This window comes from Actinosynnema sp. NPDC004786 (assembly GCF_053601135.1).
In genome coordinates this window covers 85,363-97,910 of sequence record NZ_JBSGBG010000012.1, presented here as the reverse complement: position 1 = coordinate 97,910, position 12,548 = coordinate 85,363, and the positions used below count along the sequence as shown (strand labels likewise).

General features: G+C 70.9%; 13 protein-coding genes. 1 reads left to right on the top strand and 12 read right to left on the bottom strand.

Going from position 1 to position 12,548, the window contains the following annotated elements; translation table 11 throughout:
- Nucleotide 1: 1 nt before the first annotated feature.
- The 8 genes from ACWEFJ_RS13210 to ACWEFJ_RS13175 all read right to left on the bottom strand — a co-directional run bounded on the left by ACWEFJ_RS13210 (nucleotide 2) and on the right by ACWEFJ_RS13175 (nucleotide 9,027).
- Nucleotides 2–973: a hypothetical protein gene (locus ACWEFJ_RS13210; protein WP_378093406.1), complete on the bottom strand. Its 972-nt coding sequence runs from the start codon at nucleotides 971–973 to the stop codon at nucleotides 2–4.
- A 115-nt stretch (nucleotides 974–1,088) separates the two neighbouring features.
- The gene (locus ACWEFJ_RS13205; protein WP_378093404.1) at nucleotides 1,089–1,976 is read right to left on the bottom strand and encodes an SDR family NAD(P)-dependent oxidoreductase; all 888 of its coding nucleotides are present in this window, start codon (nucleotides 1,974–1,976) and stop codon (nucleotides 1,089–1,091) included.
- 292 nt (nucleotides 1,977–2,268) lie between these two features.
- A complete protein-coding gene (locus ACWEFJ_RS13200; protein WP_378093402.1) occupies nucleotides 2,269–3,450 on the bottom strand; it encodes an ABC transporter ATP-binding protein in 1,182 nt (393 codons plus the stop codon).
- Between the two features lie 4 nt (nucleotides 3,451–3,454).
- Nucleotides 3,455–4,300 carry a carbohydrate ABC transporter permease gene (locus ACWEFJ_RS13195; protein ID WP_378093400.1) on the bottom strand — a complete coding sequence of 282 codons (846 nt, stop codon included), beginning with the start codon at nucleotides 4,298–4,300 and terminating at the stop codon, nucleotides 3,455–3,457.
- Complete coding sequence (locus ACWEFJ_RS13190) at nucleotides 4,300–5,208, bottom strand: carbohydrate ABC transporter permease (RefSeq protein ID WP_449713925.1); 909 nt, start codon at nucleotides 5,206–5,208, stop codon at nucleotides 4,300–4,302. Before ACWEFJ_RS13190 ends, ACWEFJ_RS13195 begins: the two co-directional genes overlap by 1 nt.
- 53 nt (nucleotides 5,209–5,261) lie before the next feature.
- Nucleotides 5,262–6,518, bottom strand: a complete 1,257-nt coding sequence (locus ACWEFJ_RS13185) for an ABC transporter substrate-binding protein (RefSeq protein WP_449713879.1) — start codon at nucleotides 6,516–6,518, stop codon at nucleotides 5,262–5,264.
- 178 nt (nucleotides 6,519–6,696) lie between these two features.
- On the bottom strand, nucleotides 6,697–7,230 hold the full coding sequence (locus ACWEFJ_RS13180) for a general stress protein (protein WP_378093396.1): 534 nt from the start codon (nucleotides 7,228–7,230) through the stop codon (nucleotides 6,697–6,699).
- A 600-nt stretch (nucleotides 7,231–7,830) separates the two neighbouring features.
- Nucleotides 7,831–9,027, bottom strand: coding sequence for an acyl-CoA dehydrogenase family protein (locus ACWEFJ_RS13175; RefSeq protein ID WP_449713878.1), 1,197 nt, complete (start codon nucleotides 9,025–9,027; stop codon nucleotides 7,831–7,833).
- A gap of 143 nt (nucleotides 9,028–9,170) precedes the next feature.
- On the opposite strand from ACWEFJ_RS13175, the gene ACWEFJ_RS13170 reads away from it, so the two are divergent.
- A complete protein-coding gene (locus ACWEFJ_RS13170; protein ID WP_378093392.1) occupies nucleotides 9,171–9,461 on the top strand; it encodes a DUF4190 domain-containing protein in 291 nt (96 codons plus the stop codon).
- Between the two features lie 9 nt (nucleotides 9,462–9,470).
- Here ACWEFJ_RS13170 and ACWEFJ_RS13165 read toward each other — a convergent pair whose 3' ends face one another.
- The 4 genes from ACWEFJ_RS13165 to ACWEFJ_RS13150 form a co-directional block, all read right to left on the bottom strand.
- The gene (locus tag ACWEFJ_RS13165) at nucleotides 9,471–9,632 is read right to left on the bottom strand and encodes a hypothetical protein (RefSeq protein ID WP_378093390.1); all 162 of its coding nucleotides are present in this window, start codon (nucleotides 9,630–9,632) and stop codon (nucleotides 9,471–9,473) included.
- A gap of 98 nt (nucleotides 9,633–9,730) precedes the next feature.
- Nucleotides 9,731–10,393 (bottom strand): DUF4276 family protein, encoded by a 663-nt coding sequence (locus tag ACWEFJ_RS13160; protein WP_449713877.1) that lies wholly within the window; start codon nucleotides 10,391–10,393, stop codon nucleotides 9,731–9,733.
- A complete protein-coding gene (locus ACWEFJ_RS13155) occupies nucleotides 10,390–11,481 on the bottom strand; it encodes an AAA family ATPase (protein WP_449713876.1) in 1,092 nt (363 codons plus the stop codon). Before ACWEFJ_RS13155 ends, ACWEFJ_RS13160 begins: the two co-directional genes overlap by 4 nt.
- A gap of 44 nt (nucleotides 11,482–11,525) precedes the next feature.
- The gene (locus tag ACWEFJ_RS13150) at nucleotides 11,526–12,485 is read right to left on the bottom strand and encodes an HpcH/HpaI aldolase/citrate lyase family protein (protein WP_378093384.1); all 960 of its coding nucleotides are present in this window, start codon (nucleotides 12,483–12,485) and stop codon (nucleotides 11,526–11,528) included.
- Nucleotides 12,486–12,548: the final 63 nt, after the last annotated feature.

The window sequence follows — 12,548 nt, the reverse complement described above, 5'->3', positions numbered from 1 at the left end:
GCTACCGCTGGTCCTCCAGCCGGGGCAGCGGGCGGGCCCGGTCCATGACCCGGTCGGTGTAGCTGTCCAGCAGCCGGGTCGCGACCTGCTGGCCGTAGCCGAGGATGACCGCCCACAGCAGCAGGGCCGCCTGCGACGCCACGCCGATGAGACCGGTGGTCACGCCCGCGCCGAGGCCCAGGATGCCGACCACGGCCAGCGCCGCGCCCAGCAGCACCTTGATCATGGCCTGGTAGCCGACCATCACGTACGGCGAGAGGCTGGGGCGTCGCCGCAGCAGCAGCACGACGGCCGACAGCACCGCGCCGAACGCGCCGAACACCTGCGTCAGCCACACGTCCGCGCCCGAGGCGGTCTGGCCCGCCGGGCACACCGTGGGCAGCTTCTCCGCGCTCACGCACATCGGGATCAGGCCCGGCCGCAGCAGGCCGACCACGCCCAGCAGGGTGTTGACCACGAACAGCACCACGGACGTGGCGATCAGCTTGTTGCGCAGCGCCCGCGACCCGGCGTGGGCGAAGTCGGAGGCGTCGAACGCGGCCCGCAGCGCGTCGACCACGATCTCCCGTTCGACGGCGAGCGGGAACTCGCCGGGGCGCAGCTCCTCCAGGGCGACCCGGCGCGGGTCGGCCTCGTCCAGGTTCTCGGCGACGCGGGCCTTGAGGCCGGGCAGCCGGCCGAGGAACCCGCTGCCCGCGGCGACGACCGCGATCTCGGCCTCGTGCAGGGACCGCCAGGCGCGTTCGATGTGCCACCCGGACCACCACGACGCGACCGTGCGCCGGCGCGACTCGGTGCGCGTGATCATGTCCTCGACCACGGCGGCCTCCTGCTCGGCCACCGCCCGCCACTGCCGGCTCTCCGGGTCGAGCGGGTCGGGCGGGCCGAGCGCGGCGAGGTCGGACCGCACCCGGTCCAGGCGGGACTGCACCACCAGCCGCCAGTCCGTGACCCGGGGTGTGCGCGTGCCCATGACCAGCATCGTCGCAGCAAGGACCACCGGTCAGGCGATCACCCGAAGGGGTGGTGAGCGTCGGTGTGTCACGGTGGGTGGGGAAGCGCCGGCGGGCGGCACTCCCCCGCCCGGCTCAGGCCGTCCGGCCCGGCTCCACGAGCTGCCGCAGCCGCGGCGGCATGCGCTTCTCCAGCCCGAACGGTTCCAGGTGGGCCTGCAGGACGCCGTCGAACGCCCGCTTCACCGACGTGGTGTCCCAGGTGTCGCTCTCCAGGATCGGCTGCTTGAAGTACGGGTGGCCGACCAGGTGCAGCTGCCGCCCGTTGCACCGGACGACCTGGCCGGTGATGCCGTCGGCCGCGTCGCTGAGCAGGAACAGCACGAGCGGCGCGACCTTGCCGGGGGTGCGGTCGGCGGGGATGGCCCGCAGCGAGCGCTCCGACTTCCACACCATCCGGGTGTGGGCGACCGGGCACACGGCGTTGACCCGGATGTTCTCCCCTTCCAGGTCGAGCGCCCAGGACGAGCTGAGCGACGCGACCGCGCCTTTGGTGGCCGAGTAGGCGCCCAGTTTCCGCTGGCCCAGAAACGCGCCGGACGAAATGTTCACGATCGAGCCGGAACCCTGCTCGCGCATCGCGCGCATCGCCGCCATTCCGGTGTATATGACTCCCAGGACGTTCACGTCGACGATCCGCCGGATGGATTCCGGCTCGTCCTCCCAGGGCAGCGCCTCGTAGTTCAGCCCGGCGTTGTTGACCAGGCCGTCGAGCCGGCCGAACTCGGCCAGGCACATTCCCACGATCTTCTCGGCCTCGCCGGCGTCGGCCACCGTGTGCCCGCTGGCCACCGCGCGCCCGCCGTACGTCCGGATGCGCTCGGCGACCTGTTCCGCCTGGTCGGAGTCGATGTCGTTGACCACCACCGCGGCGCCGGCCTGCGCCGCGTGCATCGCGTACGCCTCGCCGAGCCCCCGTCCCGCCCCGGTGACCACGACCGCCTTGCCGTCAAGAATCCCCATCTCGCGCTCTTCTCTGTGCTCGGCGGTCTCCCCTGCCCCGGCGCTTCGCGGTCGGGGTCGTTCCCGCCTTTCGACCAGGGTGGGGACCGGTCGCGGCGGCGTGCGCGGCGAATGCGACGAGATGCGTGTTTGCTGCGCTGAATGGACTACGGAGTTCGTCCCTGCCGATGCCCCCGACTGGTCGGTCCCTTCCCGTGACCTCCGGAAAACCCCCGTTTGGCCGTCGTCGGGACCACCGGGAAAACGTGAAAGGCCGCCCCCGGCGACCGGGGGGCGGCCTTCCGGCGGCCGGTCAGCCGCGGTAGGTCAGGTTGCGCCCGCTGCCCGGGTCGAACAGCTGCACCTGGTCGGCGTCGAACCAGATCTCGGCCGGCTCGCCCGCGACCGCGGTGGACGTCGCGGCGATCCGGGCGACCAGCGACACGCCGCCCCCCGGCACGTCGGCCGAGCCAGCGTCGGCCGCCAGCTCGGCCAGCTCCGCCGACGTCGCCTGCTCACCGTGGAGGCTGAAGTAGGCGAACTTGTCCGATCCCATCGACTCCAGCACGTCCACGTCGCTGGTGAACGTGACGCCCTTCGCCCGCACGGCCTCGTCCACCAGCCGGGCGTCCTCGAAGTGCTCGGGCCGCAACCCCATGATCACCTCGCGGGGCGCGTCCGCGCCTTCGAGCAGCGTGCGCACCCGGTCGGTGAGCGGCACGTCGCCCAGGCCCGAGCGCAGCACGCCGTTCTCCAGCGCGGCCGGCACGAAGTTCATCGCGGGCGAGCCGATGAACCCGGCGACGAACAGGTTGGCCGGGTTGTCATAGAGGAACTGCGGCGCGCCGACCTGCTGCACCGCGCCGCCGCGCATCACCACCACCCGGTCGCCGAGGGTCATCGCCTCGGTCTGGTCGTGCGTCACGTACACGGTGGTGGTGCCGAGCCGCTTCTGCAGCCGCGACACCGAGGTGCGCATCTGCACGCGCAGCTTGGCGTCCAGGTTGGACAGCGGCTCGTCCATCAGGAACGCCTTGGGGCTGCGCACGATCGCGCGCCCCATCGCGACCCGCTGCCGCTGCCCGCCGGACAGGTTCGACGGCTTGCGGTCCAGGTGCTGGGTCAGGTCGAGGATCTCGGCGGCGTCGCGGACCTTCTTCTCCACGGTCGCGTCGTCCACTTTGGCCAGTCGCAGCGGGAAGGCCATGTTCTCCTTCACCGTCATGTGCGGGTACAGCGCGTAGGACTGGAACACCATGGCGATGTCGCGGTCCTTGGGCGCGCGCTCGTTGACCCGCTCGCCGCCGATGCGCAGCTCGCCGGACGTGATGTCCTCCAGGCCCGCGATCATGTTGAGGGTCGTGGACTTCCCGCAGCCGGACGGGCCGACGAGGATGACGAACTCGCCGTCGGCGATCTCGAGGTCCACGTCCCGCACGGCCACCGCGCCGTCGGGGTACTGCTTGGTCACGCGGTCCAGAACGATCTCGGCCATTGCTTCACCCCTTGACGGCGCCGGAGGTCAACCCGGCGACGATCCGACGCTGGAAGAACAACACGAACAGGATGATCGGGATCGTGATGACCACCGCCGCGGCGGCGATCGACCCGGTCGGGTCCTCGAACTGCGAGCTGCCGGTGAAGAACGACAGCGCCACCGGCACCGTGCGCGAGCTCTCGGTCGAGGTCAGCGAGATCGCGAACAGGAAGTCGTTCCAGCAGAAGATGAACACCAGGATGGCGGTGGTGAACACGCCGGGCGCGGCCAGCGGCGCGATGACCCGGCGGAACGCCTGGCCGGGCGTCGCGCCGTCCATCTTCGCCGCCTTCTCCAGCTCCCACGGGATCTCCCGGAAGAACGCCGACAGCGTGTAGATCGCGAGCGGCAGCGCGAACGTGATGTAGGGCAGGATCAGGCCGGGCCAGGTGTCGAACAGGCCCAGCGACCGCTCGATCTCGAACAGCGGCGAGACCAGCGAGATCTGCGGGAACATCGCGATCAGCAGCGACACGCCGACGAGCAGCCGCTTGCCGGGGAAGTCGAGGCGGGCGATCGCGTAGGCGGCCATCGTGCCGAACACGACCGCGACGGCGGTGGCGATCAGCGCGATGCCGATCGAGTTCACCAGCGCCCGCACGAACTCCGTGGTGGAGAAGATCGCCTTGTAGTTCTCGAACGTCCACTGGCGCGGGATGAAGTTGCCGTCGCCCAGGGTCTCCTTGGTCTTGAACGACAGCGACACGATCCACAGCACCGGGATCAGCGCGTACGCCACCACGAGGATGTTGAGGACGGTCCAGCGCGCCTTGCGGGCCCCCGTCACGGCCCCGCCGATGCCGGCCATCAGCGCCTCCCCCCGCCGTCGCCGCCGGGCGCGGCGGCGCCGAACAGCTTCACGAACACGAACGCGATGATCGCCACCGCGATGAAGATCAGCACCGACATGGTGGAGCCGATGCCGAGGTTCAGGCCCTTGATGAGGTTGTTGTAGGTCAGCATGGACACCGACGAGGTGCCCTGCGAGCCGGCCGTGAGCACGAACAGGTTGTCGAAGATGCGGAACGCGTCGAGGGTGCGGAACAGCAGGGCCACCAGGATCGCGGGCTTCATCACCGGCACCATCACCCGGGTGAACCGCTGCCACGCGGTCGCGCCGTCCATCGCGGCGGCCTTGAGCAGGTCGTCCGGCACCAGCGCGAGGCCCGCCATGAGCAGCAGCGCCATGAACGGCGTGGTCTTCCAGATCTCGGCCAGCGTCACGACCATGAGCGCCGGGACCTTCTCGGTGAGCACCGGGTCGCCGCCCGCCAGGGTCTCGGCCAGGTAGCCGGTGCCGGGCGTCCACGCGTACCGCCAGGAGAACGCGGCGACGACCGTGACGATGCCGTACGGGATGAGCGTGGCGGTGCGCACGATGCCCCGGCCGACGAGGGTGCGGTGCATGATCAGCGCGAGCGCCATGCCGAGCACCAGCTCGACCGCCACGGACACCACCGTGATCACGACGGTGACCCACATGGCGTTCCACCAGTAGGGGTTGGACAGCACGGTCACGTAGTTGTCGAGGCCGACGAACTCGGTGCGGTCCGGGAACTTCAGGTCGTAGCGCTGCAACGACAGCCAGAACGAGTACAGGATCGGCCAGCCCGCGACGGCGGCCATGATGAGGATGGCGGGCGCGCACAGCAGCAGGCCGAGCCGGCGTTCGGCCTTCTTGCCCTCGCTGAGCGCGGCCTTGGCCTTCGGGGACAGCTCCGCCGGGGCGGCGGCGTCGGTCGGGTCGGTGGTGGTGGTCGCCGGGTGGCTCACGGCAGCACCCCCTTCGAGTCGAGCGCGTCCTGGAGCTCGCCGCGCAGCCGCTCCGCGGTCTGCCGGGGGTCGATGCCCGCCGGGGGCGAGAGGATGCTGGAGATCACGGTCGAGACGTTCTGGTAGGCGGGGGTCACCGGGCGGGCGCTCGCGTTCTTCAGCGTCTCCAGGATCGCTTCCTTCATCGGGTACGGCTCGGCCATCTCCGGGTCGTCGTAGACGGACTCGATGGTCGGCGGCACGCCGTCGTGGATGGCGGCGAACTTCTGGTTCTCCGCGCTGCGCAGGCACTGCACGGCGTCGAACGACTGGTCCGCGTGCCGGGTGAAGGCGCTCACGGCGTAGTTGATGCCGCCGACGGTGACCTTGGCCGGTCCGCCGTCGATGGACGGGTAGGGGGCCCACTTCAGGTTCTTCGCCAGGTCGGGCACGGCCTGGGCGGCGGCGTAGACGTAGGGCCAGTTCAGCTGGAACGCGGCCTTGCCGCTCTCCATGAGCAGGCGGGCCTGGTCCTCGGCGGCGTTGGAGAACGACGGGTCGACCACCTTGGACGTGGCGAACTGCTTGAGCACGTCCAGCGCCTTGACCGCGCCGTCGTCCACGACGGCCTTCGTGCCGCCGTCGTCCAGGATCTTCCCGCCCGCGGTGTTGACGAGCGTGTTGTAGAGGACGACGAGCCCTTCGTACTGCTTGCCCTGCGCGGCGACCAGGCCGGGGGTCCGGTCGTCGCCGTCGGCTTCGAGGCGGGTGCCCGCCTCGATCATCTCGGACCACGTCTTCGGCGGCGTGGGCACCAGGTCGCCGCGGTACCAGAGGAGCTGGACGTTGGTGTTGTCCGGAGCGCCGTACAGCCTGCCCTCGTAGCGGGCGGTCTCCAGCGGGGTCTCCAACGTGCCCTGCTCGACCCGCGCCCGGTCCTCGCCGGTGAACTCCTTGATCCAGCCCGCCTCGGCCAGCTCGGCGGTCCACGTCACGTCGAGCGCCAGCACGTCCATGTCGGGGTCGCCCGCGGCGAGCCGGCGGACCATCTGCTCGCGCTGGCCGTCCGCCTCGCGCGGCAGCTTGTGGTAGACGATCTCGTAGCCGTCGGCCCGCTCGTTGCAGTTGTCGACGATCTTCTGGAAGTTCTCCTGCGGGTACTTGTAGACGTTGATGGTGATCCCGCCGTCACCCGAACCACAGCCCGCCAGCACGGTCGTCGCGATCAACGCGGCGCCCCCTGCGGCGGCCAACCGATGACCCTTGCCCCTCATCGGTCCTGCCTCCTTCCCGACAACGGAGGGGCCGAACCGCGACGCCCGGCACCTCGTCGTGCCCGCCGGTCGACTGGGTCGACCGGTGGATCGAACGTAGGCCCGGTGATCAGGTGCCGCAACCACCGGAGCCGCGGAACGGCGTTACCCGATCCGGTGGCGGGATAAACCTCCGACCTCAGTCCTTGCCGAGGTCCGAAGGGCGCATCGCGAGCTTGGCGAGCAGGTCGCGGCCGCGTTCCGCGGACCGGGGCTGGCACAGCACGTCGTAGCGGCCGGCGACGAGCTGGCTCGCGCTCTGGAAGTCCCGCTTGCCGCGCGCCGACCCGTACCCGACGGCGGCGAAGATGAGGCCGAACGCGATGCCGACCACCAGGCCCGCGACGATGGGCCCGAGGCTCGCGCCGGGGCTGGTGTTGAACAGGCTGAGCAGCACGCCCACGAACAGGCCGAACCACGCGCCCGACGCCGCGCCGGTGCCCAGCACGCGCCCCCAGGTGAGGCGGCCGGTGACCCGTTCGACAAGCATCAGGTCGACGCCGACGATCGTCACCTCCTGGACGGGGAAGTCGCCGTCGGCCAGGAAGTCGACCGCGCGCTGCGCCTCCTCGTAGGTGCTGTACGAGCCGATGGGCCAGCCGGTGGGCGGGGTGGGCAGGCGGGGAGGCACCCCGGGTCGGTTCTGGCCGGAGCCGGAGAAGGAACTCGTCACGGTGACCACCTCTTCGCGGTGCTGATCACCCCATCCTGCCAATACCGGGCGAGCGGCGCGAAACGGGTTGACGGGAAACACACGCGAACGTGACCTGTCGGGACGGGCCGGGAGCGGGCGGCCGGCACCCGACAGGGACCGTTCCGGCCGTGGTGGCGGCGGGCTCCGGGCGGGCACGGGCGTGGCGCGGCGGGTGAGGCGTGGCGGACGGGCGGCCTGCGGGTGAGGCGTGGCGGACTGACCGGGCGCGGCAGGTTGAGGCGTGGCGGACCGGGTCGGGCGGCGTCGCGTGGCCGGCGGCGGGCGCGGTCGGTCGGGTGTGAACGGGGGCAGCTGTGGACAAACGGACGCGGCCGGGCAGCCGGGTCCGGCCCGGCGGGTCACGCATCCGGGGTCGTTCACACCGCCCGCCGGCTGATCGGGGACTCCCGGCGCGTCCCGAACCCCCGTCCCGGCCTGCTCGGACGTCGGCGAACCCGGCGCTGCGCGCCGCCGGCGTGTGCTCCGCAGGGGTCCCCGCCCAGGGGACCCCTGCTTTGATCTTGCCGGCGTCCGCCGACGTCGGGAAGCGGTCGGGCGCGGCCTGTGGACAACCGGCGGTCAGCCGCGGGACTGGTAGTCGCGCAGCAGGCCGCGGCTGATGATGGTCTTCTGGATCTCGCTCGTGCCCTCGCCGATGAGCAGGAACGGGGCCTCGCGCATCAGGCGCTCGATCTCGTACTCCTTGGAGTAGCCGTAGCCGCCGTGGATGCGGAACGCCTCCTGCGTCACCTCGGCGCAGTACTCGGAGGCGATGAGCTTGGCCATGCCGGCCTCGACGTCGTTGCGCGCGCCGGAGTCCTTCAGCCGCGCCGCGTTGACCATCATCAGGTGGGCGGCCTCGACCTTGGTCGCCATCTCGGCGAGCTTGAACGCGATGGCCTGGTGCTCGGCGATCGGCTTGCCGAACGTCCGGCGCTGCTGCGCGTACTCGATGGCCAGCTCGAACGACCGCAGCGCGATGCCGCACGCCCGCGCCGCCACGTTCACCCGGCCGACCTCGACGCCGTCCATCATGTGCCGGAACCCGTGCCCGGTCTCGCCGCCCAGGACCTGCCGGGCCGGGACGCGGAAGCCGTCGAACACCATCTCGGTGGTGTCCACGCCCTTGTAGCCCATCTTGTCGATCTTGCCGGGGATGGTGAGGCCGGGCGCGACCTCGCCGTAGCCCTCGGGCTTCTCGACCAGGAACGTGGTCAGGTTGCGGTGCGGCTTGTCCGCGCCCTCGTCGGTCCGCACCAGCACGGCGGTGAGGTTGGACGTGCCGCCGTTGGTCAGCCACATCTTCTGGCCGTTGACCACGAAGTCGTCGCCGTCGCGCACGGCGCGGGTGCGGATCGCGGCCACGTCGGAGCCCAGCTCCGGCTCGGACATCGAGAACGAGCCGCGCACCTCGCCGGTGGCCATCCGCGGCAGGTACTCGCGCTGCTGCTCGGGCGTGCCGTGCTGCTTGAGCATGTGCGCCACGATGAAGTGCGTGTTGATCACGCCGGAGACCGACATCCAGCCGCGGGCGATCTGCTCGACCACCAGGGCGTAGGTCAGCAGGGACTCGCCGAGCCCGCCGAACTCCTCGGGGATGGTGAGCCCGAACAGGCCCATCTCCTTCATGCCCTCGACGATGTCGGCCGGGTAGGTGTCGCCGTGCTCCAGCGCCTGGGCGTGCGGGATGATCTCCTTGTCCACGAAGGTGCGGACCGTCGACAGGATCTCCTCCTGGACGTCGGTCAGTCCAGCGGTCCGGGCCAGGCGCGCCATCGCGTTTCCCTTCGTAGCTCTCGGGTTACCGGCGAGTATGGACCGGTTAACGCGCGTTCGCGCCACGGGAGTGCTCATCGCCACGCGCTGAACCGAAACAGCGGGTTAGCCTGTGCCCCCGCACGGACCACAGGGGGAACCGCATGTCTCAGCCGTACCAGCAGCCCGCCTACTACCCGCCGCCGAGGCAGACCAACGGGATGGCGATCGCGGCGCTGATCACCGCGTTCCTGTTCTCGCCCGCCGGCATCGTGCTCGGGATCGTGGCCCGCAAGCAGATCCGGCGGACCGGCGAGGAGGGCTGGGGCATGGCGACCGCCGGGTTGATCATCGGCGTCGTGCTCACCGTGCTGTGGCTGCTGGCCCTCGTGCTGTGGGTCGTCCTGGTGGTGTGGCTGTACCGGGAGGCCGCGAACCTGCCCGTGCCGCGCTAGGCCGCGCGGTCAGGAGGCGCGCAGCTCCACCTCTCCGCCGCAGTGGCGGCAGACGTCGGCGAACACGTGGACGTCCTCGGCGCACGTGGGGCAGGGGCGGAAGCTGCGCTCGAGCAGGTCGTCGCGGCGGCGGCGGAACAGCGGCCGGCGCGGGGTTCGGTGTCGGGGCACGGCGACCACCATGCCCGCGCACCACCCCGTGATCGCCACTCCACGCCGCCGTTTGTGGGGATGCTCACCACTCCGACCGGCACCGGGTAAGTGTTTCGTCACTGTTCGAACAGGTGAAGCCACGCATCGAGGTGCGGGCATTCGGCGCGCAGGCGCGCCAGTCCGAGGTCCTGGATCGCCAGGGGACCGTCGATCGTCTTGACGTAGCCCGGGCAGTAGTCGAGGAGCCGTTTCGAGGGCGCGGTCGCCGGTCCGTCGTTGATCAGCTCGGGGCCGCCGGCGGCGCGGACGTCGCCGCGGAGCCGGTCGGCGAGGTCCTCGCCGAGGACCTGCCCCAGCGCGTCGGCGGCCGCGAACACCCACGCCTCCAGCTCGTGCACCACCAGGTGCGGCCGGAACCGCCGGTCGCCCACCGCGTCGGCCAGGCAGCGCTCGACGTGCCCGACCCGCTCGTAGACGTCGCCGGACGGCCGGTCCGCCATGCCGGGGCAGTCGGCCGGGAACGCGTAGTAGTCGAACAACGTGGTGAGCACGTCGATGCTGGTGTCGTTCAGCAGGAGTCCGCTGTCCCGGCGGATCTGCCCCCAGCCGGTGACGCCGCCCTTGTGCGACGGACCGGCGGCCGGCCGTTTGGTCTTCACCAGGGACAGGCTGGTGATCCACCCGAGCCCTTCGAGGTGGGGTCGGATGACGGAATCGGCCACGACCTCCTCCGTCTGCCCCTCGACCAGCAGGTGGACCCGCCGGGCGGCACGGCTCACGTGCGCCCGCCCGGCCTGCCCCCGATGAGGTTCTTCTCCCACAGCTCACCCAGCGAGTACTCCTCGAGCCACCGGCCGAGCCGTTCGCGGTCCGGCCGGACGAAGGTCGAGGCCCCGTCGACCCGCTCGACGACGATCAGGTCGTCGAGGTCGAACTGGTTCATCAGGGTGACCGACTGGGTGGCGAGGAGCACCTGGGCGCGCACGGACGCCTGCCGGAGCAGCCCGGCCAACTGGACGACGGCGTAGGGGTGCAGCCCGAGTTCCGGCTCGTCCAGGACGACCAGCGACGGCAGGCGCGGGTGCAGCAGCAGCGTCGCGAGGCACACGAACCGCAACGTGCCGTCCGACATCTGGTCGGCCGAGAACACCGCGTCCGAGCCGTTCTGCCGCCACCGCAGCCGCAGCCGGTCGCTCCTCTCGGGGCGCAGCACGAAGTCCCGGAAGAACGGCGCGACCTGGCGGACGACCCCGACGATCCGCCGGTAGGCCGCCCGGTCGGCCTGCTCGTCGCTGTCCGCGAGGGCCAGCAGGACGGCCGCGAGGTTGCCCGCGTCGTCGCGCAACGACAGGTTGTCGGCCGTCGGCACCAACTGCTTGACCGGCGCGTTCCGGCTGGTGTCGTGGAAGTGGTAGACGCGGCAGTCCCGCAGCAACCCAACGATGTCGGTCACGACAACGCGCTCGACCAGCTCGGAGAGCTCATGCAGACGCGTCTCCCTGCCGCCGCGGCTGGGCACCACCTCGTACGGCCGGGCCTCGCGCATGACCACTTCACCCGCGAAGATCAACTCGTCGTTGCTCGCAGGGACGAGCACCGCTTCATAGCCGTGGCGGATCGTGCCGAGCGCGATCCGGAGCCGGTCCGCGCCGGACGTGAGCAGCGCCGACGCGCCGCCGTTCAGGCCGACGAAGTAGCCCAGGTCGGACTCGACCAGCCGGCCCAACAGCTCGAACACGCGCACGAAGTTGCTCTTGCCCGCACCGTTCGCGCCGATCAGCACGTTGAGCCGGCCGAGGTCCACCCGTGCCGACCGGATCGAGGCGTACCCCTCGATCTCGATCGACGCCAGCTCGCGGTCGGCCACGCGATCACTCTACGGCCACCCGCCGACCGGGAGGCCCGGACGGGTCAGTCCTCCGGCGGCGACCACACGTTCGTGCGGGACATGCCGGCGGCACGGCCCTTGGACGAGATGACCAGGGCCATCTTGCGCGACGCCTCGTCGATCATCTCGTCGCCGAGCATCGCCGCGCCGCGCTTGCCGCCCTTCTCGGACGTGAAGTAGTCGTACGCGTCGAGGATGTTCTCCGCGTGGTCGTAGTCGTCCTGCTTGGGGCTGAACACCTCGTTCGCCGCGTCGATCTGGCCGGGGTGCAGGACCCACTTGCCGTCGAAGCCCAGCGCGGCCGAGCGGCCGGCCACGCGCTTGAAGCCCTCGACGTCGCGGATCTGCAGGTACGGGCCGTCGATGGCCTGCTTGTCGTGGGCGCGGGCGGCCATGAGGATCTGCATCAGGATGTAGTGGTAGGCGTCGCCGACGTCGTAGCCGGGCGGCTGCTCGCCGACGACCAGGGACTTCATGTTGATCGACGCCATGAAGTCGGCGGGGCCGAAGATGATCGTCTCCACCCGCGGGGAGGCGGTGGCGATGGCGTTGACGTTGGTCAGGCCGAGGGCGTTCTCGATCTGCGCCTCGATGCCGATGCGCCCGACCTCGTAGCCCATGGTCTTCTCGATCTGGGTGAGCAGCAGGTCCAGCGCGTGCACCTGCTCCGGGGTCTGCACCTTGGGCAGCATGACGCAGTCCAGGTTCGCGCCCGCGCCCTCGACGACCTCGGTGACGTCGCGGTAGGTCCACTCGGTGGTCCAGTCGTTCACCCGGACCACGCGCGCCTTGGAGCCCCAGCCGCCCTCGTTCAGCGAGGCGACGATGGTCTTGCGGGCGTCCGGCTTGGCCAGCGGCGCGCACGCGTCCTCCAGGTCGAGGAACACCTGGTCCGCGGGCAGCGTGCGGGCCTTGTCGATCATCTTCTGGCTCGAGCCGGGCACGGCCAGGCAGGAACGACGGGGACGCTGCTGGTCGACCACTGGGGGTACCTCCTCGTACCGGCCGGTAACTGACGCTGGGGCGAAGCGTGGCACGCGGCCGGG